Below are 24,062 nucleotides of genomic sequence, written 5' to 3'. Positions count from 1 at the left end.
CCGACCCGGGCCGGTCGTCGACGTTGCGTCGATCAAACACCTGGACGTACGACCAGTTGAAGTTGCGACTTTTTTCGAGATGGGGTGTAGTATCGAAAACACCTGGACGTGATCTAGGTGTGTTCAGTCCGACCCCCCGGGACTGAACTCCGAAGACCCCCGCCTCCTCCCCCCCCTGGCGGGGGTCTTCTCTGTCTCCAGCCGTGACGTGCTCTGTCGGAGAGTGCATCTCGCCGCCCGTCGACGGAGCGTCGGTAGCAGGACTCGGGCGGCCCGGCAACAGACCTCGCTGTGCTGTGGACAAACCCGAGAGTTGTCCACATTCAGGCATCCGCCCCTGTCGGGCGGCGGCGTGGACGAGCACGCTCGGTCCATGAAGACGATCACGGACGGACCACCCCCACAGGTTCTCGCTCTGATCCGGGACGCCGACCTGGCGGCCGGTGTCCGCCGGGCTGCCGCCGCAGCGGACCGCGACGTCCTCGAACTCGTCGCACCCGTACCGCGCCGGACCTGGGTCGACGCCCCGCGCATCGTGCTGGACCCGGCCTCCGCGCACGACAGCGCGGAGGCCGGCCTGCCGCGACGCGGCGCGGTCCACCTGGTCTGCCCGGCGACCCCGGGACTGATCGAGTGGCGGGCCGCCGCCGCGGTCGGTGCGGAATCCGTCCTTGCCCTGCCCTCGGGTGAGGCGGATCTGGTGGCCGCCCTCACCCGCCGAGCGGAGGGACGCGTGGACGGCCGGGGCGCGGTCGTCGCGGTGATCGGTGGACGCGGCGGCGCGGGCGCGTCCACCCTGTCCGCGGCGCTCGCCCTGACCTGCCGGTCACGCCACCCGGGGAGGCGGGCGCTGCTCGTCGACTGCGACCCGCAGGGCGGCGGGCTCGATCTGCTGGTCGGGGCCGAACACCGGCCGGGGCTTCGGTGGCGGTCCCTGGTCATCGAAGGCGGTGCGGTGTCGGCCGATGCGCTGCACGGTGCGCTGCCGAACGCGGGTGACGGGATATCGGTCCTGTCCTTCGGCCGCGGCCGCACCGCAGCCGAACCGGGCGCGGCGGCGCTGACCGCCGTCGTCGATGCCGGTCGCGCCGCCGGTGACGTCGTGGTGTGTGACGTCCCGCGCCAGGTCGACGGAATCACGCAGGTCGCGCTCGGGCTGGCCGACCTCGTCGTCGTACTGGTGCGAGCGCAGGTCCGCGCCGTCGCTGCCGCGGAGGCGTTGATCGCGACGGTCCGGGAGATCCACCCGAACGTCGTCGCGGTGGTCAGGGGGCCGTCCCCGGGTGGGCTCCGCGGACCCGAGATCGCCGGGTTGCTGGGGGTCCCGCTGCTCGCGACACTCCGTCCGGAGTCCGGTCTCGACGCCGCGCTCGAGCGGGGTGGACTGCGACTGGGCCGACGTTCGCCGCTGCGCCGGGCTGCCGGCGCGATCCTCGACGTGCTCGACGCCGGAGGGACCGCGGCATGAGCGCACTGGTCTCCGCCGAACTCCTCGACCGGGTCCGCGGACGTCTCGCCCAGAACTCCGACACCCCCACGCCGGCCGCGGTGGCCGCCGCGATCCGCGCGGAATCGTCCGGCGTACTCGGAGACACCGACCTCCTCGCCGCGTTGCGCACGCTGCAGACCGAACTGACCGGGGCGGGTGTGCTCGAACCGCTGCTCGGCCAACCCGACGTCTCGGACGTGTTGGTCACCGCGCCCGACGCGGTCTGGGTCGACCGCGGACACGGACTCGAACGCGCGGACGTGGAATTCGCGGACGAGGCCGCCGTCCGCAGGCTCGCCCAGCGGCTCGCCCTCGCCGCCGGCCGGCGCCTCGACGACGCGCAGCCGTGGGTGGACGGGCGGCTACCCGGCACTCCCGGTACCGATTTCGGGGTGCGGTTGCACGCGGTGCTGCCCCCGGTGTCGCAGGCGGGCACCTGCCTGTCGCTACGGGTGCTGCGTCCGGCCACCCAGGGTCTCGATGCGTTGCTCCGGACGGGTACGCTGACGCCGGAGTCGTACCGGATCCTGCGGTCCGTCGTGGCGGGCAGGCTCGCGTTCCTGGTCGTCGGCGGCACGGGCGCCGGGAAGACGACGTTGCTGGCCGCGCTGCTCGCGACGGTGTCGGCGCGCGAGCGGATCGTGTGCGTCGAGGATGCGGCGGAGCTCGCGCCGGCACACCCGCACGTGGTGCGCCTGGTCGCGCGTGCGGCCAACGTCGAAGGTGCCGGCGAGGTTTCGGTTCGCCACCTGGTTCGCCAGGCGCTGCGGATGCGACCGGACCGCATCGTGGTCGGTGAGGTTCGGGGCGCCGAAGTCGTCGACCTGCTGACGGCGCTGAACACGGGGCACGACGGCGGCGCCGGCACCGTGCACGCCAATTCGCCGGAAGAGGTTCCGGCCCGACTGGAGGCGCTCGCGGCGCTCGGCGGGATGGATCGCGCCGCCCTGCACAGTCAGCTCGCGGCCGCGGTCCAGGTGGTGTTGCACTGCCGTCGTGACCCGGACGGAAGCCGTGCTCTGGTCGAGATCGCCGTGCTGGAAAGACCTTCCGTGAACGAGGTGATCGTGGTACCGGCGTGGAGCAGGCAGTCCGGTCGGGGGCCGGGCGCGGATCGTCTCGACGCCCTGCTGGACCGGACGCGGTCGTGAGTGCGGCGCTCGTGGCCGTGGGGCTGGCCCTCCTGGTGGCGCCTGCATCGGCGACCCGAAAACGGCTGCAGCCGAGTGATTCCGGGCTGCGTCTCGGGACGGGGTGGCGGGCGCCGGCTCGGGTGGGAGTGCGCGCCGTCTCGGTCGCGGTGGCTGTCCTCGCCGTGCTGGCCGGGCCGGGCGTGGGCATCGCGGGCGCGGTCACCGTGGGCACCGTCGCGTATCGACTTCGGCGACGTGGCCGCGCCCGTCGACGAGATCGGGAACAGCGGGCGCTGCTCGCCGGCCTGGAAGTCGTGGTCGCGGAGCTGCGAGTCGGTGCCCATCCCGCCGTTGCCTGCACAGCTGCGGCCGAGGAAGTGAAAGATGCTGTGGCAGAGTCGTTCCGGGGTGCGGCAGCGACGGCCGGCCTCGGCGGCAGCGCGGCGGAGGGGCTGGTCGCGGGCGCCGGACGTCGTGGCCGCGACGGCGATGCGATCGCGCGCGACGTCCATCGCGTCGCGGCGGCGTGGCGGATCGCGGAGCGGCACGGTATCGCGCTGGCGGACCTGCTCGACGCGGCGAGATCGGATCTGTTGGCACGGTTGCGGTTCCGGTCCCGCGTCGAATCCGGGATGGCGGGTGCGCGGGCCACCGCGGCCGTGCTCGCGGGGCTGCCACTGCTCGGCGTGGCACTCGGGCAGATGATGGGAGCGGCGCCGCTACGGGTACTGCTCGGCGGCGGGATCGGCGGCGTTCTCCTCGTCGTCGGGACCGGTCTCGCCTGTGCCGGTCTGCTGTGGACCGACCACATCACCCAGCGGGTGACGGCATGACCGCGGCGGCGGCTCTCACGCTCGCGGCGGCCCTGCTCGCCGCACCGGGAACCGCTCCCGTCGCCGGCCGGTTGCGGGCGCGAGCAGGTGCGGTGTCCGGGCCGAGACCGGCGTCCCCGGCCCGACGGGATCCGGATCCGTTGGCGGGCGCGGGCAGCTACGACCTGCTCGCGGCGTGCATGCGGTCGGGTCTGCCGGTTCCGGCCGCGGCCACCGCGGTCGCCGAACACGCCCCGGAACCACTCGCCGGTGTGCTCCGGCAGGCCGCGAACCTCCTGGCGTTGGGCGCCGAGGCGGAGGTCGCCTGGCACCGGGCCGGTGCGCATCCCGAGACCGAAGCGCTGGCGCGGATGGCCAGGCGATCGGCCCGGTCCGGGGTCGCCCTCGCCGACGCGATGACCGAACTCGCCGCCGAGCAGCGCATCGCCGTCGAGGAACGAGGTTCCGCTGCAGCGGAGCGGGCGGGAGTCCTGATCAGCGGGCCGCTCGGACTGTGCTTTCTGCCGGCATTCCTGTGCCTGGGCATCGTGCCGGTCGTGATCGGTCTCGCGACCCGGGTGCTCGGGGACGGCCTGCTGTGAGGGCAACCGAACGTCGTCGCGGAACGGCCGCGACGAAGATGAAGGGGGAAAGCCATGTCGGACAGGGGAGTGCGGGGGACGTTCAGCGCGGGGCTGAGGGAGTTGCGCCGTCGGGTGATGGTGGCGGCGGTCACCGACGACGGCATGTCGACGGCGGAGTATGCAATCGGGACCATCGCCGCGGCGGCCTTCGGTGCCGTCCTGTACTCGGTGGTCACCGGGGATTCCATCGTCACCGCACTGACGAACATCATCGACAAGGCACTGAACACGGCGGTGTAGCCGCGGGTCGGGCCCCGGTTTCCATCGATGGTGGCGCGGTTTCCATCGATGGTGGCGCGGTTGCCGCCGATGGTGGCGCAGTCACGGACGATCGGGGCGCGGTCACCGTCGAGGCGGCGATCGCCTTGGCGTCGATCGTCGTGGTGGTGACGCTCTGTGTCGGTGCCGTACTCGCGGCCACCGCGCAGATTCGCTGCATCGACGCGGCGCGCGAAGCGGCGCGTCTGGTGGCCCGAGGCGACGGGGACGAGGCGGTGGCCGCCGCGCGGAGGGTCGCCCCCGCGGGTGCGCGGATCGAGGTCCGCGAGGACGGGGGACACGTGGTCGCTCGCGTCACCGTGGACGCGGCCCTTCTGCCCGCGCTCGACCTGTCCGCGGAGGCGGTGGCGGTGGTGGAGGGCGCGGGCGACACCGAATCGGGGGTGCGGTGAGAAGGGACGAGCGGGGGTCGGCGAGTGTCCTGGCCTGCTTCGCCGTGTTGGCGCTGATCGCGCTGGCGTTGACGGTGTGCCATCTCGGGGCGGCCGTCGTCGCCCGGCACCGCGCCCAGGCCGCCGCCGACCTCGGGGCACTGGCGGCCGCGTCGATGGCGACGCACGGGCTGGACCGGGCCTGCGTCACCGCCCGGGACGTGACCGCCCGCATGGGTGCCGCGGTGGTGCAGTGCCGACTCGAGGGCTGGGACGTGGTGCTGACGGTGACGGTGCCGGTACCGGTGGCGATCGTCGCCGACTCGGCGTCGGCGTCGGCCCGCGCCGGACCCGACGAGGGTGCCTGATCGCGGCCGATGTGCAACACGCACAGAGCGTTGTCGGGGCCCGGAACCGTCAATGGCAGGATTCGTCCTGTGAGCATTCCGGACCGACCCACGCCGCGACCACCGTGTACGTGCGGCGGACGAGGCGTGGCGTGAAGGTCGACGGCAGAGAGATCCCGGTTCACGGCAGCCTGCTGCAACCGCTGCGGCGCCGCACCAGCGACCAGCTCCGGGTGGCGTTGTCCGGGCTGTGCGTGGTCGCGGTGATCGTCGTCTCGTACGTCACCCGCGGCCGTTGGGAGTCGGTGGAGAACTCGATCTCCGACCTGATCGGGGTCGCGTCCCCGGAGTGGTCGAACCGCATCTACTCGCTCTACGGGGTCGCGATCCTGGCCCTGCCGTTCGCGGTCCTGCTCGGCATGGTCTTCGGACGACGCTGGAAGCTGCTCGCCGGATACGCGGCCGCGGCGCTGATCGCGGGGGTGGCGCTGTCGATCACCGGCAACGGGATCGCGGCACCGCAGTGGCACCTGGACCTGAACTCCCAGCTCGACACCTTCCTGTCCCAGTTCCTCGACGACTCGCGGTGGATCGCGATGCTCGCCGCCGTGTTGACGGTGTGCGGGCCGTGGCTGCCGCCGCGGTGGCGCCGGCTGTGGTGGGTGCTGCTGTTGGCGTTCGTGCCGATCCACCTGTTCGTCAGTGCCGTTGTCCCGGCCCGCGCGATGCTCGGGCTGACCGTCGGCTGGTTCGTCGGAGCCCTCGTTGTGCTGTTCGTCGGCACACCCGCGCTCGAGGTCCCCGTCGATCTCGCCCTGCGGGTCCTGGGCCGGCGTGGACGCGGCGTTCAGGAGCTGACCGTGCTCAGCCCGGCCGGGCCCGGGCCCCTGGTCCTGGCCGCGCGCTGCCGGGTCGACCGCGGGCTCGCCGTCGGCCACGGGCCGTTCCCGCCCACTGTGCAGGCCGCGGCGCCCCAGGCCACCGTGCAGGCCACGGCGCCCCAGGCCACCGTGCCGGCCGCGGCGTCCCGGCCCGACACCACCGAACCGGGCCCGCCCGATGCGGAGACGGTGCTCGTCCTCGACCTGTTCGGTCAGCACCAGCGCACCGACGGCGTGGTCCGGCAGGCGGGCCGGTGGCTGACGCTGCGAAGCTCGGAGAACCCACCGCCCTTCGCGTCCCTGCGCCGGGCCGTCGAACACCGCGCGCTGATGGCCACCGCGTTCGACGCGATCGACCTGTCGGCGGCGGTTCCCGTCACGGTGTCCGTCCTCGACCGTGGGTGGATGCTGTACGCGCACTCGACGTCACGCGGTGCCACCCTGAACCGGTACGACCCCTCGCAGCTCGATGCCGTCTGGGAGGGCTTGCGGCGCTTGCACTCACGGCAGATCTGTCACGGTGACCTCCGTCCCGAGCACATCCGGATCGACGACGGCGTGGCCCTGTTCGACGGTTTCGCTCGATCGGAGGTGGGAGCGTCCGACTCGCTGCTGCTGTCCGATGTCGCGCAACTGCTGCTGGTCACCGCCGACCTGTTCGGCGCCGAGCGGGCGGTCGCTGCGGCCGTCGACGCGTTCGGTGCGGACCGGGTGATCGCGGCGTCCGGCCGCCTGACCCGCACCGCGATGCCCAGCCGCATCCGGAAGGCGGTGCGTGAACCGTCCACCCTGATGAGCGCCACGCGCGCCGAGGTCAGGACCCAGACGGACACCGAGGTGATCCGCGACGAGCGCGTCACCCGCTTCTCGCGGAACCAGTTGATCCAGTTGGTCCTGCTCATCGGCCTGGTCTACGTCGCCTACCCGTTCGTCAGCCAGGTGCCGACGTTCGTCACCGAGATGGGGTCGGTGATCTGGTGGTGGGTGTTGCTCGGGCTGCTGGTGTCCGGCCTGACGTACATCGGGGCCGCCGCGGCGCTGTGGGCGTGTGCCACCGAGACCGTGAACTTCCGGCACCTGACGGTCATGCAGTTCGCGAACACCTTCGCCGCCACCACCACCCCCGCGGGCGTCGGTGGCCTGGCGCTGAGCGTGCGCTTCCTGACCCAGAACGGGCTCGGCGGCGTGCGGGCCACCGCCGCGGTCGCGCTGCAACAGACGGTGCAGGTGGTCACCCACATCGGCCTGCTGGTCGTGTTCAGCGTCGCCGCGGGAAGGAACGCGGACCTGTCGCACTTCATCCCCAGCGCCACGGTCATCTACCTGATCGTCGGGCTGCTGCTCGGCGGTGTCGGCGCATTCATGGTGGTGCCGAAGTTGCGTCGCTGGCTCCGCGACGAACTGCGTCCGCAGATCGCCGACCTGACCACCGAACTCGTCGACCTGGCACGCGACCCCGGACGGTTCCTCATCATCGTCGGCGGCTGTGCGGCAACCACTCTCGGTGCGGCCCTGGCGCTGTGGGCCAGCGTCGAGGCGTTCGGCGGCGACGTCGCGTTCGTCACCGTCACCATCGTGACGATGATCGGCGGCACCCTCGCCTCGGCAGCGCCGACCCCCGGCGGCGTGGGCGCGGTCGAGGCCGCGCTGATCGGTGGTCTCGCCGCCTTCGGCGTCCCGACCGCGGTCGCGGTCCCCGCCGTCCTGCTGTACCGGGTCCTGACCTGCTGGCTCCCCGTCGCGATCGGATGGCCCACCCTGCGCTGGCTGCAGAACAACGACCTCGTCTGACCCGCGCACCTTCACGAACGGCTGAAGGTCACCTTCATGTCGCTGATGCGAAGGAAGGTGCCCTTCAGCCGTCCCACGGGAAATGGCCGAAGGTCACCTTCATGTCGTTGGTGCGTACGAAGGGGGCGTTCAGCCCGGGGGGAGTGTGCCGAGGACCGCGGTGAGCAGGCGCACGGCGGCCTCCTTGTCGAGCGGGTTGTTCCCGTTGCCGCACTTGGGGGACTGCACGCACGACGGGCAGCCGGCGGCGCACTCGCACGCGTCGATCGCGTCACGGGTGGCCGTCAGCCACTGCGTCAGCCGCGCGTGGCCGCGGTCGGCGAAACCGGCACCGCCCGGGTGCCCGTCGTACACGAACACCGTGGGCAGTCCGGTGTCCGCGTGCAGCGCTGTGGAGACCCCGCCGATGTCGCCGCGGTCGCACGTCGCAACCAGGGGCAGCAGACCGATGGCGGCGTGCTCGGCGGCGTGCAGTGCCCCGGGGAACCGGTCGGGCGGGACACCCGCGGATTCGAGCAGTTCCGGTGTCGCCGTGTACATCACGGCACGCGTGGGGAGGGTCTGTGCGGGCATGTCCAGCTCGACGGAGTCCAGCACCTCACCGGACGGCAGACGACGCAGGTACCCGACGACCTGGTGGGTGACCTCGACCTCGACCAGCGCGGTCGACACCTCGCCGTGGTCGCGGTGCTCGATCACCGAGGTGACGACGATGTCGGTGGTCTCGCGGGCCGAGGTGGTCCACTCGGGGGCCTCGGCGTGCACGAGGGCCAGACCCTCGTCGAGGTCGAGGGTGTCGACGACGAACGACTCGCCCTGGTGCAGGTAGACGGCGCCGGGGTGGGTGGTGGCGGGTGCGCGGCCGCCGTCGACGGTGCCGAGCAACCGGCCCGAGTCGGCGTCCACGATCGCGACCTGCACGCCTATGCCGCCGCGGATGTCCACGGCGGCATGGGGATTGGAGTCGGCGGTGACGAACCAGCCGTGGGCGCGGCGTCGGATCAGGCCCTGTGCGGCGAGATCGGTGAGCAGTGCGCGGGCGTCGAACGCGTCGACCTCGGCGTCGCTGAGCGGCAGTTCCGCTGCGGCGCAGAGCAGCTGGGGTCCGAGGACGAACGGGTTGGTGGGATCGGTGACGGTGGCCTCGACCGGTTTGTCCAGCAGGGCCGCGGGATGGTGCACGAGATAGGTGTCGAGGGGGTCGTCCCGGGCGACGAGCACCACCAGCGACCCCTCGCCGCGGCGGCCCGAGCGGCCCGCCTGCTGCCAGAACGACGCGACGGTGCCGGGGAATCCCGCGACCACGACTGCGTCGAGCCCGGCGATGTCGACGCCCAGTTCGAGTGCGTTGGTGGTGGCCGCACCGAGGAGGGTGCCGTCGGCGAGTGCGGTCTCGAGTTCGCGTCGGTCCTCGGCGAGGTAGCCGGCGCGGTACGCGGCCACCCGTTCGACCAGTTCCGAATCGACCTCGGCCAGAATCCGTTTCGTGCCCATCGCGGTGAGTTCGGCGCCTCGCCGCGATCGCACGAAGGTGAGCGTCCGGGCGCCCTCGACGACCAGGTCGGCCATGATCCGGGCCGCTTCGCTTCCCGCGGCCCGGCGGACCGGGGCGCCGTTCTCCCCGGTCACCTCGGTGAGCAGCGGGGGCTCCCACAGCGCGACGGTCCGCGGGCCGTGCGGGGACCCGTCGTCGACGACCTCGGTGCACGGTGCTCCGATCAGCCGGGCCGCCGCTGCGCCGGGGTCGGAGGTGGTGGCGCTGGCCAGCACGAAAACCGGGTCGGCAGCGTACCGCCGGGCGATGCGGCGCAGCCGGCGCAGCACCAGTGCGACGTTCGATCCGAACACGCCTCGGTAGGAATGGCATTCGTCGACCACGACGTACCGCAGCCGGCGGAAGAAGTGGGACCAGCGCTGGTGCGAGCGCAGCATGCCGACGTGCAGCATGTCGGGGTTGGTGAACACCCATCGTGAGTTCGCCCGCACCCACTGCCGGACCTCGGTCGGTGTGTCGCCGTCGAAGGCGCTGGGGTGAACGCCGTCGAGTGCGTCCGCGGCATCGCACAGGGCGACGGTGGCGCGGATCTGGTCGGCGCCCAGCGCCTTGGTCGGCGCGAGGTACAGCGCCGTGGCCAGCGGATCCTCGGCGAGTGCGGTCAGCACCGGCAGCTGGTAGGCCAGGGACTTGCCGGACGCGGTGCCGGTTGCGACGACGACGTGCATTCCGGCGGCGGCGTGGCTCGCGGCCCGCGCCTGGTGCGTCCACGGCAACGTGATGCCCTGTGCCCGCGCGGCGCCGACGATGTCGGGGTGTACCCAGGTGGGCCAGTCGGTGCAGCGGGACTCGCGGGCGGGCAGGTCGGCGACGTGGGTGAGCGGGTCCTCCGCGGCGGGGGTGCCGGCGAGGACACGGCCGAGGAGTTCGCGTCCGTAGCTCGAGCCCTCGCCCACTTACCGTTCTCCGTGTTCTGTGTAGGCCAGGTCACACCGTCCGACCTGGGCTTTTGATGGTACTGTGGACCCCGATCAACGCCCTACCGAGGCCCCACGAGAGCCTTTCCAGCCGCTCTGAGCTGCGGTTACCGGCCGGTAGATGGCAACAAGATCATTTCTTTCTGGCTTTTCGACTGTTGCAGTCGGGGGAAGCGTGGTTGACTAAGACTCGGTCGCAGCTTCTGTGTTCGTGTACGCGCTCGCAGGACGATGTTGCGAGCGCGGTGCACGATGCTTTTCCTGAGGGGGAAATCAGCGGTACAGCGGTCGGAACCGGCCCGGTGGGCTGTGAGCGCCGTCCGCCGCATCCGGTGTTAGAAAGAGAAGGAAAAGCATGGCACAGGGCACTGTGAAGTGGTTCAACGCGGAGAAGGGCTTCGGCTTCATCGCTCCCGAGGATGGTTCCGCCGACGTCTTCGTTCACTACTCCGAGATCCAGGGCAGCGGCTTCCGCACCCTCGAGGAGAACCAGCGCGTCGAGTTCGAGGTCGGCCAGGGCACCAAGGGTCCCCAGGCGACCGGCGTTCGCGCCATCTGATTCACCCCGACTTCGGGAACGAATCGCTCGTCCCCCGCCACCATCGGTGGCGGGGGACGAGTCTTTTTCGTCGCCGGAAGCCGTGGCGGTCATCGCCTATGCGCTGAAATCCCGCCCGCGGCGGGTCTACTGTCCGAGGGATGAATCAACTGTCCTTCTTCTCCGCCGAGACGGTGCCGCCCGAGGTGTCGGACCTCGACGGCCTGCTCGCGGGGCACGGACAGATCGTCGCAGCGGCCGACCGTGCGCGGGTGTCCGCCGTCGTCGATGCCCGGTGGCGGGCCGAGGCGATCGCCGAGATGATCGAGGATGCGGGACTGGTCGCGGAGATCACCCGATCCGACGAGGGCAACCTGCTGGTGCGCACCGGGTCGGTCCCGGAGCTGGCCGTGCTCGCCGTGCGGTGGACCCGTGGCGCCGTCAAGGCCGTGCCGGACGGCTGGGTGCCCGGCGCCCGCGCGTTGCGGGCCTGGGCACTCGTCTCCGGGCGGGCCGAGAACGACGGCGACCGCTTCGTCCTCGGGCTCGATCCGCACGCGCCGGACACCCATCCGGTGCTCGCGCAGTCACTCATGAGGGCGGGCATCGCGCCGACGCTGTTCGGCACTCGCGGCGCATCCCCGGGTTTGCGGATCGTCGGGCACCGTCGGCTGCTGCGGCTGGTCGAGAGCATCGGGGATCCGCCGCCCGGGGCGGACGCGGAGGCGGCCTGGCCTCGGGTGTAGAACGGTCGACACGGGACTGATCTGCAAGGATTGATCCGCGGTGTGTCACTCTAGTAGCCAGGTGATCACCGAAAAGAGTTCGAGGAAGGTGCAGGCAGCGACGTGGCAGCTCGAGACAAGGACACGGCGGGGGACTCCACCACCGCTGCCGGCCAGACCCGCCGGCTCGTGATCGTCGAGTCGCCGACCAAGGCCCGCAAGATCGCCCCCTACCTGGGCAGGAACTACGTCGTCGAGGCGTCCGTCGGGCACATCCGAGACCTGCCGCGCGGCGCCGCCGACGTCCCCGCCAAGTACAAGGGTGAGCCGTGGGCGCGTCTCGGCGTCAACGTCGACCGGGACTTCGAGCCGCTGTACGTCGTCAGCCCCGACAAGAAGTCGAAGGTCACCGAGCTCAAGGGTCTGCTCAAGGACGCCGACGAACTCTTCCTCGCCACCGACCCCGACCGCGAGGGCGAGGCCATCGCCTGGCACCTGCTCGAAACGCTCAAGCCGAAGATCCCCGTCCGCCGGATGGTCTTCCACGAGATCACCAAGCCCGCGATCCTCGCGGCCGCCGAGGACACCCGCGACCTCGACCAGGACCTGGTCGACGCGCAGGAGACCCGCCGCATCCTCGACCGCCTGTACGGCTACGAGGTCAGCCCGGTGCTGTGGAAGAAGGTCATGCCGCGGCTGTCGGCGGGCCGGGTGCAGTCCGTGGCCACCCGCGTCATCGTGCAGCGGGAACGGGAGCGGATGGCGTTCCGCTCGGCTGAGTACTGGGACATCTCCGCGACGCTCGACGCCGGAGCGCAGGCCAGCCCCCGTACGTTCGGTGCGCGGCTCGTGGCGGTCGACGGCAACCGCGTCGCCACCGGCCGCGACTTCGGTGCGGACGGTGCACTGAAGTCCACGGGTGTCACCGTGCTCGACGAGACCGCTGCGCGCACCCTCGCGGAGGCGCTGCACGGGGTGGACCTCACCGTCGCGTCGGCGGAGGACAAGCCGTACACCCGCAAGCCCTACGCGCCGTTCATGACGTCGACGCTGCAGCAGGAGGCCGCCCGCAAGCTGCGCTTCTCCTCCGAGCGGACCATGCGCACCGCACAGCGGCTGTACGAGAACGGCCACATCACCTACATGCGTACCGACTCCACGACGCTGTCGGAGTCGGCGATCGCCGCGGCCCGCGCGCAGGCCACCGAACTGTACGGCGCCGAGTACGTCAGCCCGACGCCGCGGCAGTACACCCGCAAGGTGAAGAACGCGCAGGAGGCACACGAGGCGATCCGCCCTGCCGGTGACGTGTTCGCGACGCCGGGTCAGCTGCACAGCCAGCTCGGCACCGACGAGTTCAAGCTGTACGAGCTGATCTGGCAGCGCACCGTCGCCTCGCAGATGCAGGACGCTCGCGGCACGACGCTCACCCTCCGCATCACCGGCACCGCGCGGTCGGGCCAGGAGGCGACGTTCTCCGCGTCCGGTCGCACCATCACCTTCCCCGGCTTCCTCAAGGCGTACGTCGAGTCCGTCGACGAGGAGGCCGGCGGTCAGTCCGACGACGCCGAGTCGAGGCTGCCCGTTCTCGTTGCGGGACAGGGGGTCACGGCCACCAAGCTCGACCCGGACGGGCACACCACCAACCCGCCGGCCCGGTTCACCGAGGCCAGCCTGATCAAGACGCTCGAGGACCTCGGCATCGGCCGGCCCTCGACGTACGCGTCGATCATCAAGACGATCCTCGACCGCGGCTACGTCTACAAGCGGGGCAGTGCGCTGGTGCCGTCGTGGGTGGCGTTCGCAGTCATCGGACTGCTCGAGGCCCACTTCGGCCGACTCGTCGATTTCGACTTCACCGCCGCGATGGAGGACGACCTCGACGAGATCGCCGGCGGTCGCGAGCAGCGCGGAAACTGGTTGTCCGGCTTCTACTTCGGCGGTGAGGAGGGCCCGGAGGGGTCGGTTGCCCGCGCCGGTGGTCTGAAGAAGATGGTGGGCGAGAACCTCGAGGGCATCGACGCCCGCGAGGTGAACTCGATCCGGCTGTTCGACGACGCCGAGGGCCGTGAGGTGCACGTGCGGGTCGGCCGGTTCGGCCCCTACCTCGAGCGGATGGTCGTCAATCCCGATGACCCCGAAGGAGACCCGATCTCGCAGCGGGCGAACCTGCCCGACGACCTGCCCCCCGACGAACTCACGCCGGAGTACGCGGAGAAGCTGTTCGCGACCCCACAGGACGGTCGCCGGCTCGGGGTCGACCCGCTCACCGGACACGAGATCGTCGCCAAGGAAGGACGATTCGGTCCCTACGTGACCGAGATCCTGCCCGAGCCGGAACCCGAACCCACACCCGACATCGTGCCCGTGCCGGTGGACGGCGAGGGGGCCGTCGCGACCAAGGCGCCCGCCAAGAAGGCGGCCAAGAAGGCCGCGAAGAAGGTCGCGGGACCGAAGCCGCGGACGGGTTCGCTGCTCAAGTCGATGGACGTCGCGACGGTGACGCTCGAGGACGCACTGCGCCTGCTGTCGCTGCCGCGCGTGGTCGGCGTCGACCCGGAGTCGAAGGAAGAGATCACCGCGCAGAACGGTCGCTACGGCCCGTATCTGAAGAAGGGCACGGACTCCCGGTCGCTCGCGAACGAGGAACAGATGTTCACCGTCACCCTCGAGGAGGCGCTGAAGATCTACGCCGAACCCAAGCGGCGGGGACGGCAGGCCGCCGCGCAGCCGCCGCTGCGGGAACTCGGCAAGGATTCCGCCACCGACAGGCCGATGGTGATCAAGGACGGCCGCTTCGGTCCGTACGTCACCGACGGCGAGACCAACGCGAGCCTGCGCAAGGGTGACGAGGTCGAGACCATCACCGACGAACGTGCGTCGGAACTGTTGGCGGACAGGCGTGCTCGTGGCCCGGTGAAGAAGAAGGCTGCCGCGAAGAAGGCTCCGGCCAAGAAGGCGCCCGCGAAGAAGGCTGCCGCGAAGAAGGCTCCGGCGAAGAAGGCCGCGGCCAAGAAGGCGCCCGCGAAGAAGCCCGAGGACTGACGCCGAAACGCCGGAGCGGTCCCGGTGACCGCGGGTTGCGTTGCCCGCCACCACATCCCGGTGGCGGGTCGGCGCCGTCGGTCAGGACCGCCCGGAGAACACGCCGGCGAACATGGCGGTGACGGCGTCCGCCAGTTCGTCTCCCGTCGCCTCGAGTGCGCCGTCGAGCCACGCGGTGACGAGTTCGGCCATGCCGCCGATGAACAGCAGGCCGGCGATCTCGCTGCGACGGTCCTGCACCCCGGCGGGGCCGTGCCCTTCCACCACGGCGGGACCGTGCATTTCTTCCGCGGCGCGGTGCGCGAAGTGCCTGAGCAACTGCGTCCTGCGCTGTCGGAGCGCGGGCAGGGCGCCGGCCTCGATGATCGCGACGCGTCCCTTGCGGGGGTCGGTGGCGACCAGGTCGACGAAGGCGAGCACGGAGGCCCGGGTCCGTGCGGTGATGTCGGTGCCCGCGGCCTCGGCTGCGGCCAGTGTCGTCTCCTCGATCTCCGTCGCGATCGCGTCCATCACCGCGGTCATCGCCGCTTCGACGGTCCGGAAGCTCTCGTAGAAGTACCGTTCGCTGAGGCCGGCCTCGGCGCAGATGCGCGTCATCGTCACCCGCTCGTCGCCCGCCCACACCGCCAGGGTCGCGTCGACGAGCTTCGCTCGGCGCTGCGCGGCCCGCTCTGCCGCGCTGACGCCGCGATACGTTCCGGACTGCACGGCCATGCCGCTCAGCCTCGCACAGATCGACCTTCCACAGAAGGTTGACAGAGTGCCCTTCCTGAATGCCATAGTGGTGTCGATCACAGCCGTTCCGCCTGTTCACCAACCGGTCGAAGGGAGCGTCGACGATGGCCGAGCCCGCAGCGGCACCGCGTGTCCGGGAACTCCCGCCGATCCGGCCCGACGACACCGGCCTGCCCGTCCTCGGCCGCGCACTCGACTACGCACGCGACCCGATGGCGCTGTTCCGCAGGCAGTGGGACCACTACGGTCCGGTCGCCCCGATCCGCATCCTGAACCGCAGGGTGGTCATGGCGCTCGGCCCGGACGCGTGCGAGACCGTTCTGCGGAACCGCGACAGGGCGTTCGTCAACGGCCCCGCCTGGACGGCGGTGGTGGGACCGTTCTTCCGTCGCGGCTTGATGTTCCTCGACTTCGACGAGCACCTGCTGCACCGCCGGATCATGCAGCAGGCCTTCACCCGCACCCGCCTCGAGGCGTACAGCGCCGCCATGAACCCGGCCATCGAGACCGCCCTCGACGGATGGCGCACGACACCGGGTTTCCGCGCGTACCCGGCGCTCAAGCGCCTCACCCTCGGCATCGCCACCGACACGTTCATGGGCGGCGCCCCCGACACGTCGCCGCGGAAGATGGAGCGGATCAACCGCGCGTTCATCGACTGCGTCCAGTCCGCCGGCGCACTCGTCCACGCCGACATCCCGTTCACGCGCTGGCATCGCGCGCACCGCGGACGCCGGACGCTGGAGGAGTTCTTCCGGCACTACCTGCCCTCGCGACGCGCGACGCGGACCGACGACCTGTTCTCCGTGCTGTGCCACATCGAGAGCGAGGACGGGGAACGGTTCGGCGACGACGACGTCGTCAACCACATGATCTTTCTGCTCATGGCCGCGCACGACACCTCGACGATCACCCTGTCGACGATGCTGCAGTTCCTCGGCCAACATCCCGACTGGCAGCAGCGGTGCCGCGAGGAGTCGCAGGCCCTCGGGCCCCGGCCGAGCCTGACCGAACTCGAGGGGCTGACGTCGCTCGACCTGGTGATGAAGGAATGCCTGCGGCTGCGGGCGCCGGTGCCGGTGGTGGTCCGCCGCACCGTCGCCGACGTCGAGATCCTCGGCACCCGCGTCCCGGCCGACACCGACGTCATCGTCACGCCCCAGTTCTCGCACCTGATGGGCCAGTACTGGACCGACCCGCTGACCTTCGACCCGGAGCGGTTCGGGCCGGACCGCCGTGAGGACCGCTCCCATCACTACGCCTGGGAACCGTTCGGGGGAGGCGTCCACAAGTGCATCGGCATGTACTTCGCCGGTGGCGAGGTCAAGGCCGTGATGCACCACCTGCTGCGCAGCCACGAGTGGCGCGTCGACCCGGGGTACGTCGCCCCGATCAACAACCACTCGCTGCCGTTCCCCAAGGACGGACAGCCCATCGACCTCGTCCGTCGCTGACCCGTCGCACCCGGTCGATAGGGTGTGGGCATGGCGGGAGTGTTCGATCGGCTGGTCGGCCAGCACGATGTCGAGGTCGAGCTGATCGCGGCCGCGACCGCGGCCCGTGGCGGGGCCGAGGCGGCTGGTTCACTGATGACCCACTCGTGGCTGTTCACCGGCCCGCCCGGCTCGGGCCGGTCAGTCGGGGCGCTGTGCTTCGCCGCCGCGCTGCAGTGCACCGGCGAAGGCGGACCCGGCTGCGGGCGGTGCCACGCGTGCACCACCGTCCTCGCGGGCACCCACGGCGACGTGCGGCGCGTGATCCCGGAGGGGCTGAGCATCAGCGTCAAGGAGATGCGCGAGATCGTGCAGACCGCCGCCCGCCGCCCCAGCACCGGACGCTGGCAGGTGATGATCATCGAGGACGCCGACCGTCTCACCGAGGGCGCCGCGAACGCACTGCTCAAGGTCGTCGAGGAACCGCCCGAGCGGACGGTGTTCCTGCTGTGCGCGCCGTCGGTCGACCCGGAGGACATCTCCGTGACCCTGCGGTCGCGGTGCAGGCACGTCGGGCTGGTCACGCCGTCGGTCGAATCGATCGCGGCGGTGTTGCGGGAAACCGACGGACTGGACGAGCAGACCGCCCTGGGGGCCGCGCGGATCAGCGGTGGGCACGTCGGCCGGGCCCGCCGGCTCGCGACCGACGAGGCCGCGCGACGACGCCGCGACCAGGGTCTCGCGTTGGCCTCGGCCGCCACCCGTTGGTCCACCCGGTTCTCGGTCGCCGAGGAACTCGTCCGGGAACTCGAGGTCGAGGCGAAGGAACTCAACGCCGAGATCAACGAACGCGAAACCGAGGAACTGCGGACCGCGCTCGGCGCCGGCGGCACCGGCAAGGGCGCGGCGGGGGCCCTGCGCGGATCGGCGGGCGTGCTCAAGGACCTCGAGCGCAGGCAGAAGTCCCGCGAGACGCGGATGAAGCGTGACGGGCTCGACCGCGCACTGATCGACCTCGCCGGCCTGTACCGCGACGCGCTCGCCACCGCACTCGGGTCCACCGCGACCCTCAACCACCCCGACCGCGCCGAGCAGATCGGGAAGATGGCGAACATCGGCAGCCCCGCCGCCCTGCTGCGGTGCGTCGAGGCCGTCCTCGACTGCCGCGAAGCCCTCGACACCAACGTCAAACCCCAGTTTGCGGTCGCCGCGATGATGGCGAGGCTGGGCGCCGAACTGGGATAGGGACCCCGATTTTCGTGTTTGGGGTCGGAGCCGCTAGACTTCCGCTTGCTCGGCTGCACAGCCGGGCGCGCTGCCTTAGCTCAGTCGGTAGAGCATTTCACTCGTAATGAAAAGGTCGAGAGTTCGATTCTCTCAGGCAGCTCAGCGAAACCCCAGGTGAGAGCACGATTCGCCTGGGGTTTCTCGTTGCCTCGGGACGTGGGTCGCCGTCCTCGTATCACCTGTGCCGCTGCTTGTCCCCTCACGTGACATGCTCCACAAAGCTCTGTTAGCCACCTTGTAGCCCGATTATTGTTCGGGGGTTCCGGTCGCGCCCCGTGAGTCTCAGGGCGACCCACGGGGAGCGACCGGGACCCTGCCTGCCCGGTGTCCCGGGGCCGATGCGCACGCGGCCGCTGCGGGGAATACACAGGAAACTCGCTGGTCGTGTACTCGCGAGTCACCACCGTCGCGACGTAGTCTCGCGTCTGCGTCGTTGTCGCCCCTCCGCGCAACGGCGAAGACCCGCCGGCAATCCCTCATCGCTGGCGGGTCGCCCTGTGTCGATGCCGGGAACCCCCGGCCCGGCGACTCAGGGGGCGGAGACCGGCGCGGCCGGGGCGACCAGCTTCATCGGCTCCGCGAGCGGCTTGACGTAGTGGAAGGTGCCACCTCCCGCGTCGAAGATCCCCTCGAGGACGACGTTGGCGATCTTCACCCCGTTCCGCGTGAGACTCACCAGGGTGATGTGGTCCCAGTTGCCGTCCTCCTTGTCGGTCACCCACACGCCGCCGGTCGAGCCGAGTCGGATCCAGTCGCGGCCGTCGATGACCTCGCGCCTGTAGTTGTGGCAGTGACCGCCGAAGGCCGTGTAGTCGCGGTCCGCGAGCGCGTCGCGCAGTGCGGTGAACTCCTTGCTGTCCTTGTCCTGCCAGCAGGGGATGTGCATGAAGACGAACGTGTGCCGGACGTCCCGGTTCGCCGCCAGGATCTCGCCGACCCAGGCGAGCTGCTCGTCCGAGAATCTCGCGCCCACCGGCCCCTCGACATGGTCCTTCTGCGACGCGATGAAGTCCGCGGGGTTCTCCTGCACGTCCGTGTGCATCGTGCGGAGCAGGTCGGCGAACTCCTCGGGCGACATGCCGTGCGTCATCTCCTCGATGGACGGCGGCGGGTCCTGGGTGTCGAGCACGACGAAGAGGGCGTCGCGGTACCTCCAGGCGTAGTACAGCGCGCCGTAGCGACGGAGCCACTCCGCGCGCATGACCTCGTTGGACACGTCGTGGTTGCCGGGAGTGCGGAACAGCGGGGCGTCGAGCGCCGAGGTGATGCCCTCGAATTCGCGCCACTGGCCCCAGATCTCGTTGATGTTCTCGGTGTAACCCTCGATGGTGTCGCCGACCTGGACCACGAAGTCGGGGTTGAAGAGATTGGTCGCCTCGACGGCGCGCTCGAAGACGCCCTCGCGGGCGAAACCGGTGCGGTCGGACAGGAGCGCAAATGTGAACTCGTCGGGCCGATTCGGCGTCGCGGCCAGATCGGTGTACGGCCGCTGGTCCGGAAGCGGGCTCAGCGCGAACAGCGGGTGTGCGGGCGAGGTCTCGAAGTCTGCGGGTCGTGGTGTGGTCATGCTTCGGACGCTAAGGGGGTGCAGTGAACGGTAACCCGATTCCCTGTGAACGCGTTTCGACGAAACGAGATTTCGTCAGGTTGACCGTTCGAGGACGAGCGCGACATTGCCGTGTCACCGTCCCGGGTTCGCGGGTGCGCTGTGGACAACTCCCGAAGGTCGCGCGTCGACCTCGGACATCGGCCGGCCCGGCTCCGTTCACAGTGTGCACGACGTCGAGTTGTCCACAGGTGTGGGAAAACCATTGCCGCAGTTCAGGGGAATATCAGTCCTGTAATTCCGTCCGGTATCCCCAGGTTGTCCACAGAGATCGGGGCGATGTGCATAGGGTTGTCCACAGCTGTGCACAGGTCTGTTGTGGACAGGCTCTCCGTGGAAGGACTCCGCCTACCGCGAGATGCGGTCGAGGATCACCGCGTGCACGTGGTGCGCCTTCTCGGTGCCGCGGAAGTCCGCTTCGAAGGTGTCCGGCCCGGCCGTGAACGCGACGCTGCTCGACGAGAAGAATTCCCCCGCCCAGGACTTGTTGCTCAGCAGCGAGACCGATCGGATGTTGCGATACGGGATCGACGTGACCGCCGTGCGTTTGCCGACGAAGCTCCGGTCCTGGATCACGACGCGCAGGTTCGTCAGGCCCACGAACCCGGTGCCGGCCCCGGTGCAGTCGTACACCGCGATGACTGTCTCGTCGGCCAGTAGGTCCTGCTGGACCTGCCTGAGCTGATCCGCCTTGTCGTAGATCGGCTGTTCCGTCATGCGGACTCCTCACCCGTCCCGGTTCGAGGACGTTCTGATCGGCGACGGCCGGTGCCACGCCGCAGCGGTGTGGGCGGCATCCATCCCACACGACCATCTAACTCGCACGGTCCCGCCTGCCAAGCCGCCGTGCCGGGGCGTGGTGCGGGAATTCGCGCTACGTTCTCCGTACGGACCTCTTCCCGGGACGGAAAGGACGCTCTGCGATGACCGATCCCGACGCGAACCGATCGAACGAGCAACCCGGACAATCCGCTGGTCATCCGCCGCCGGGTCATCCGCCGCCGGGTTATCACCCGCCAGGCTATCCACCGCCAGGCTATCCACCGCCAGGCTATCCACCGCCGGGTTATCCACCGCCGTATGCCGCCCCGCCGATGCCCGTGTACCCGTACGCCTCCTGGTGGTCGCGGGTCGGCGCATACCTGTTGGACCGGCTGGTCGTGCCGCTCGTCGGCTACGTCATCGCCGGCATCGGTGCGTTCATGGCCTTCAAGGACGCCAGTTCCACGACGGTCACGTACCGCGGCGAGTACTACGTCGAGTCGACCTCCGAGCTGACCGGGGTCAGCGGGGCCGGCATCGCGGTGATGGTCGTGGGGATCCTCCTCGCCGTCGCGCTGCTGGTCTGGAACATGGTGTTCCGGCAGGGCCGGACCGGGCAGTCGGTCGCGAAGTCCTGGCTGGGCATCGCCGTCGTCCGGGAGGTCGACGGCCGTCCGCTCGGGGCCGGGATGGCCTTCGTACGGTGGCTGTTGCTGGCGGTTCTCGGTGAGCTGTGTTTCCTCAACTTCCTGTGGCCGCTGTGGGATGCGCGCCGACGTTGCTGGCACGACATGATCGTCTCCTCGGTGGTGATCCGAACCCCGTGACCGCGACCGACCGATTCACGCCCGCGGCGGCGTCCCGGAGAATCCTCCCGTCGCTGGCGGCGCCCGCGGCCGTCGCGGTGGCCGCGGCGGCCGGTGCCGCCCTGCTGTACGTGCGCGATCCGCACCGGTCCGGGTCGTACGGCTTCTGCCCGTTCCACGTCGTGACGGGTCTGTGGTGTCCCGGATGCGGTGGGATGCGCGCGGTCCACGACCTGACCCACGGCGACGTCGTGGCGTCGCTGTCCAGCAACGTGTTCGTGGCGCCGTTGGCGCTGATCCTGGTCGTGGCGTGGGTGCGCTGGGTGCGTCGGCGGTGGCGGGGCGAGAACGGGAGGATGATCGTGGTGGGGCCGGTCGCGACGACAGCGGTGCTCGGTGCACTCGCGGTGTTCACGATCCTGCGCAACACTCCGTGGGGTTCGGTGCTCGCGCCGACCTGACAGGCTCGACCCGACAGGAGGTCCGACGATGGCCATGCAGATCTTCTCGCTGATCGTGTTGATCGGCGCGCTCGTCATGCTCATTCCCGTCGCGCGCCGCGTCTTCGGCAAGCGTGACGACTGACGACCGCAGGAGGATTTCGGTGTTGGGCTCGACACCGGCGCGGGAAGGGGCAATGCTCAGGCATGAGCGAAACGCTGCGTGACCGTGTCCGTGAGAAGTTGCTTCGCCAGATCGCCGAGGACGGTGGTTCGCCGTCGGAGGGCAGCGAGGACGACGACCCCCGCCTGATTGCCCTCGACGACGATCTCGCCGCGCTCGACCGCGCCGCCGACGGCGATCCGGTCATCGAGCAGCTGGCGCAGAAGTACTGGGTTCCCTGACCTCCCGACCGGCTCGATCGACTCCACCCGCCCGCGGAACTTTCGTTCGCGTCGCGTATAAATACATCTTGTGTCTAAGTTGCCTTCAGCGTCCGAGCAGGTGTACCGCGAGGTCAAGGAGCGGATCCTGTCCGCGACGCTGCCCGGCGGCGAACTGATCAGCGAGGGTGAGATCGCGACCGAGATGGGCACCTCCCGCACTCCGGTCCGGGAGGCGTTCCTGCGGCTCGAGGCCGAGGGCTGGATGCGGCTCTACCCGAAGCGGGGAGCGCTGATCGTCCCGGTCGCCGACGGCGAGACCGAGCACGTCCTCTCCGCGCGCCGCCTCGTCGAATCCGACGCGGCGCGCACCGTCGTGCGGGCCTCCGAGGGCGTCCGAGCCCAGCTGACGACGGCGCTGCGGGCCAACCTCGACGCCCAGCGCGCCGCGGCGGAGGCCGGCGACGTCGCCGAGTTCAGCGGACTCGACGCCGACTTCCACGGGCTGATCGTCCGCGCCGGGGGCAACCCGCTCCTGACCGCCTTCTACGTGAGCCTGAGGGAACGGCAGCGGCGCATGACCGCCCGCTCACTCGCCCGCGACCCCCGGCAACTGCAGTCGATCATCGACGACCACACCATGCTCGCCGGCCTGATCGAATCCGGTGAAGCCGCGCGCTTCGAGGAGGCCGTCGACGCCCACATGCGGCGGGTGCACGGGCTGCCGCCGTCCGACGGGGACGGCGCACGATGATCGTCCGGGTCGACACTCCGGCCGCGACCGGGGCCGCGGGGACGCGGCGGATCGCGCCGTGGGCACTGGTCTGCGCCGCGATGTTCGCCGTCGCGTGGGGAGGCAACGAGTTCACCCCGTTGCTGGTGATGTACCGGCTCGACCACGGGTTCTCGTCGGTGGTGGTGGACACCTTCCTGTTCGCCTACGTCATCGGCATCGTGCCCGCGATGCTGATCGGCGGCCCGCTGTCCGATCGCCTCGGCCGCCGTCCGCTCATGCTGCCCGCGCCGTTCGTCGCGGCGGCCGGGTCGATCGTCCTCGCGCTCGGCGCCGACAGCGCGCCGCTGCTCGTGCTCGGCCGCATCCTCTCCGGGGTCGGCCTCGGGCTCGGCATGGCGGTCGGCGGCAGCTGGCTCAAGGAACTGTCGGTGCCGCCGTGGGACCCGAAAACCGGCAGCGGGTCCGGGGCCCGGCGCGCCGCGATGAGCCTGACCGCCGGATTCGCGATCGGCGCGGGTGTCGCGGGGGTGCTCGCGCAGTGGGCGCCGTGGCCGAGCGCCCTGGCCTACCTGCTGCACATCGCCCTCACCCTCGTCGCGGGCGCGGCACTGACCGCGGCCCCCGAATCGCGCCCCGCGACCCCGAAGGAGCAGCGGGCGCCGCTGCTGGACGACCTGAAGATTCCGGCCGCCGCGCACCGCAGGTTCTGGTTCGTCATCGCCCCGGTCGCGCCGTGGGTGTTCGGGGCGGCGAGCTGCGCCTACGCAGTGATGCCGTCGCTGATGGCCGAGCGCAGCGGCGGCCGCCCGGTCGCGTTCTCCGCCCTGCTCTGCGTGGTCGCGCTGGGCTGCGGGTTCGCGATCCAGGCCCTCGGCAGGCGCATCGACACCCCACGCAGTGCCCGCGCGGTGATCGTGGCACTGGCAATTCTGGCCGTCGGCATGACGCTCGGTGCGCTCGCGGCGGACCGGCTGACCATTCCGCTGGCGCTGCTCGCCGCGGCAGTGCTCGGCTGCGGATACGGGATGGCACTGGTCTCGGGTCTGCAGGAGATCCAGCGCATCGCCCGGCCCGACGACCTCGCCGGGCTGACCGCGGTGTTCTACTCGCTGACCTACATCGGATTCGCCGTCCCCGCGGTCCTCGCGCTCGCCGCGCAGACCTGGCCCGACGCGGTCGGATACCCCACGCTGTTCCTGGTCGGCGCGGCGGTCGCGGTGGCGAGCCTGGTGCTGGTGTCGACCCGGAGTCGGGCGTACCTGCCGAAGCGGTGACCCGCCGACCAGGATCACTCCACCCGGGGCCGTCGGCGGGTACGGTGGCGGCAGAGGGGACCGAGACTGGGA

Annotated in this window: 22 protein-coding genes and 1 tRNA gene; 19 read left to right on the top strand and 4 right to left on the bottom strand. The window is 70.7% G+C overall.

The window, feature by feature from the left end:
* Positions 1 to 373 precede the first annotated feature (373 nt).
* The 8 genes from ssd to ACFYVR_RS25520 all read left to right on the top strand — a co-directional run bounded on the left by ssd (position 374) and on the right by ACFYVR_RS25520 (position 7,747).
* A complete protein-coding gene (ssd, locus tag ACFYVR_RS25555; RefSeq protein ID WP_387478721.1) occupies positions 374 to 1,468 on the top strand; it encodes a septum site-determining protein Ssd in 1,095 nt (364 codons plus the stop codon).
* Complete coding sequence (locus ACFYVR_RS25550; RefSeq protein WP_387478718.1) at positions 1,465 to 2,640, top strand: TadA family conjugal transfer-associated ATPase; 1,176 nt, start codon at positions 1,465 to 1,467, stop codon at positions 2,638 to 2,640. Before ssd ends, ACFYVR_RS25550 begins: the two co-directional genes overlap by 4 nt.
* A complete protein-coding gene (locus tag ACFYVR_RS25545; protein WP_387478715.1) occupies positions 2,637 to 3,455 on the top strand; it encodes a type II secretion system F family protein in 819 nt (272 codons plus the stop codon). Before ACFYVR_RS25550 ends, ACFYVR_RS25545 begins: the two co-directional genes overlap by 4 nt.
* Positions 3,452 to 4,036: a type II secretion system F family protein gene (locus tag ACFYVR_RS25540; RefSeq protein ID WP_387478712.1), complete on the top strand. Its 585-nt coding sequence runs from the start codon at positions 3,452 to 3,454 to the stop codon at positions 4,034 to 4,036. The genes ACFYVR_RS25545 and ACFYVR_RS25540 overlap by 4 nt, the downstream gene beginning before the upstream one ends.
* 54 nt (positions 4,037 to 4,090) lie before the next feature.
* Positions 4,091 to 4,318: a DUF4244 domain-containing protein gene (locus ACFYVR_RS25535; RefSeq protein WP_387478709.1), complete on the top strand. Its 228-nt coding sequence runs from the start codon at positions 4,091 to 4,093 to the stop codon at positions 4,316 to 4,318.
* Between the two features lie 44 nt (positions 4,319 to 4,362).
* A complete protein-coding gene (locus ACFYVR_RS25530) occupies positions 4,363 to 4,749 on the top strand; it encodes a TadE family type IV pilus minor pilin (RefSeq protein ID WP_387478738.1) in 387 nt (128 codons plus the stop codon).
* Positions 4,746 to 5,096, top strand: a complete 351-nt coding sequence (locus ACFYVR_RS25525) for an Rv3654c family TadE-like protein (protein ID WP_387478706.1) — start codon at positions 4,746 to 4,748, stop codon at positions 5,094 to 5,096. Before ACFYVR_RS25530 ends, ACFYVR_RS25525 begins: the two co-directional genes overlap by 4 nt.
* A 131-nt stretch (positions 5,097 to 5,227) precedes the next feature.
* Entirely contained in the window at positions 5,228 to 7,747 is a 2,520-nt protein-coding gene (locus ACFYVR_RS25520) for a lysylphosphatidylglycerol synthase domain-containing protein (protein WP_387478703.1), read from the top strand.
* Positions 7,748 to 7,876: 129 nt separating this feature from the next.
* Here ACFYVR_RS25520 and ACFYVR_RS25515 read toward each other — a convergent pair whose 3' ends face one another.
* Positions 7,877 to 10,198, bottom strand: coding sequence for a DEAD/DEAH box helicase (locus tag ACFYVR_RS25515; RefSeq protein ID WP_387478701.1), 2,322 nt, complete (start codon positions 10,196 to 10,198; stop codon positions 7,877 to 7,879).
* Between the two features lie 376 nt (positions 10,199 to 10,574).
* Here ACFYVR_RS25515 and ACFYVR_RS25510 point away from each other — a divergent pair, with 376 nt between their 5' ends.
* The 3 genes from ACFYVR_RS25510 (at position 10,575) to topA (ending at position 14,527) form a co-directional block, all read left to right on the top strand.
* Positions 10,575 to 10,778 (top strand): cold-shock protein, encoded by a 204-nt coding sequence (locus ACFYVR_RS25510; RefSeq protein ID WP_005515803.1) that lies wholly within the window; start codon positions 10,575 to 10,577, stop codon positions 10,776 to 10,778.
* Positions 10,779 to 10,918: 140 nt separating this feature from the next.
* Positions 10,919 to 11,503 (top strand): hypothetical protein, encoded by a 585-nt coding sequence (locus ACFYVR_RS25505; protein WP_387478698.1) that lies wholly within the window; start codon positions 10,919 to 10,921, stop codon positions 11,501 to 11,503.
* Positions 11,504 to 11,605: 102 nt separating this feature from the next.
* Positions 11,606 to 14,527 carry a type I DNA topoisomerase gene (gene topA, locus ACFYVR_RS25500; protein ID WP_387478696.1) on the top strand — a complete coding sequence of 974 codons (2,922 nt, stop codon included), beginning with the start codon at positions 11,606 to 11,608 and terminating at the stop codon, positions 14,525 to 14,527.
* A gap of 81 nt (positions 14,528 to 14,608) precedes the next feature.
* On the opposite strand, the gene ACFYVR_RS25495 is transcribed toward topA, so the two are convergent.
* Positions 14,609 to 15,241, bottom strand: a complete 633-nt coding sequence (locus ACFYVR_RS25495; RefSeq protein WP_387478694.1) for a TetR/AcrR family transcriptional regulator — start codon at positions 15,239 to 15,241, stop codon at positions 14,609 to 14,611.
* Between the two features lie 125 nt (positions 15,242 to 15,366).
* On the opposite strand from ACFYVR_RS25495, the gene ACFYVR_RS25490 reads away from it, so the two are divergent.
* From ACFYVR_RS25490 to ACFYVR_RS25480, 3 genes are all read left to right on the top strand, one after another.
* Positions 15,367 to 16,716 (top strand): cytochrome P450, encoded by a 1,350-nt coding sequence (locus tag ACFYVR_RS25490; protein WP_387478692.1) that lies wholly within the window; start codon positions 15,367 to 15,369, stop codon positions 16,714 to 16,716.
* A 30-nt stretch (positions 16,717 to 16,746) separates the two neighbouring features.
* Entirely contained in the window at positions 16,747 to 17,940 is a 1,194-nt protein-coding gene (locus ACFYVR_RS25485; RefSeq protein WP_387478689.1) for a DNA polymerase III subunit delta', read from the top strand.
* Between the two features lie 69 nt (positions 17,941 to 18,009).
* A tRNA-Thr gene (locus ACFYVR_RS25480) sits at positions 18,010 to 18,082 on the top strand.
* A gap of 429 nt (positions 18,083 to 18,511) precedes the next feature.
* Here the strand turns inward: ACFYVR_RS25480 and ACFYVR_RS25475 are convergent.
* A complete protein-coding gene (locus tag ACFYVR_RS25475; protein WP_387478686.1) occupies positions 18,512 to 19,549 on the bottom strand; it encodes a metallophosphoesterase family protein in 1,038 nt (345 codons plus the stop codon).
* A 387-nt stretch (positions 19,550 to 19,936) separates the two neighbouring features.
* Positions 19,937 to 20,305 (bottom strand): hypothetical protein, encoded by a 369-nt coding sequence (locus ACFYVR_RS25470; protein ID WP_387478683.1) that lies wholly within the window; start codon positions 20,303 to 20,305, stop codon positions 19,937 to 19,939.
* A gap of 377 nt (positions 20,306 to 20,682) precedes the next feature.
* Here ACFYVR_RS25470 and ACFYVR_RS25465 point away from each other — a divergent pair, with 377 nt between their 5' ends.
* The 5 genes from ACFYVR_RS25465 to ACFYVR_RS25445 all read left to right on the top strand — a co-directional run bounded on the left by ACFYVR_RS25465 (position 20,683) and on the right by ACFYVR_RS25445 (position 23,990).
* Complete coding sequence (locus ACFYVR_RS25465; protein WP_387478680.1) at positions 20,683 to 21,177, top strand: RDD family protein; 495 nt, start codon at positions 20,683 to 20,685, stop codon at positions 21,175 to 21,177.
* Complete coding sequence (locus ACFYVR_RS25460; protein ID WP_387478678.1) at positions 21,174 to 21,617, top strand: DUF2752 domain-containing protein; 444 nt, start codon at positions 21,174 to 21,176, stop codon at positions 21,615 to 21,617. The genes ACFYVR_RS25465 and ACFYVR_RS25460 overlap by 4 nt, the downstream gene beginning before the upstream one ends.
* 186 nt (positions 21,618 to 21,803) lie before the next feature.
* The gene (locus ACFYVR_RS25455) at positions 21,804 to 22,001 is read left to right on the top strand and encodes a hypothetical protein (protein ID WP_387478675.1); all 198 of its coding nucleotides are present in this window, start codon (positions 21,804 to 21,806) and stop codon (positions 21,999 to 22,001) included.
* Between the two features lie 70 nt (positions 22,002 to 22,071).
* On the top strand, positions 22,072 to 22,734 hold the full coding sequence (locus ACFYVR_RS25450; RefSeq protein ID WP_387478672.1) for a GntR family transcriptional regulator: 663 nt from the start codon (positions 22,072 to 22,074) through the stop codon (positions 22,732 to 22,734).
* Positions 22,731 to 23,990: an MFS transporter gene (locus ACFYVR_RS25445; protein ID WP_387478669.1), complete on the top strand. Its 1,260-nt coding sequence runs from the start codon at positions 22,731 to 22,733 to the stop codon at positions 23,988 to 23,990. The genes ACFYVR_RS25450 and ACFYVR_RS25445 overlap by 4 nt, the downstream gene beginning before the upstream one ends.
* Positions 23,991 to 24,062: the final 72 nt, after the last annotated feature.

The sequence above is a fragment of the Rhodococcus sp. NPDC003318 genome, assembly GCF_042879035.1.
Classification (GTDB): Bacteria; Actinomycetota; Actinomycetes; order Mycobacteriales; family Mycobacteriaceae; genus Rhodococcus_G.
This window is presented reverse-complemented; position numbering and strand designations above follow the sequence as displayed.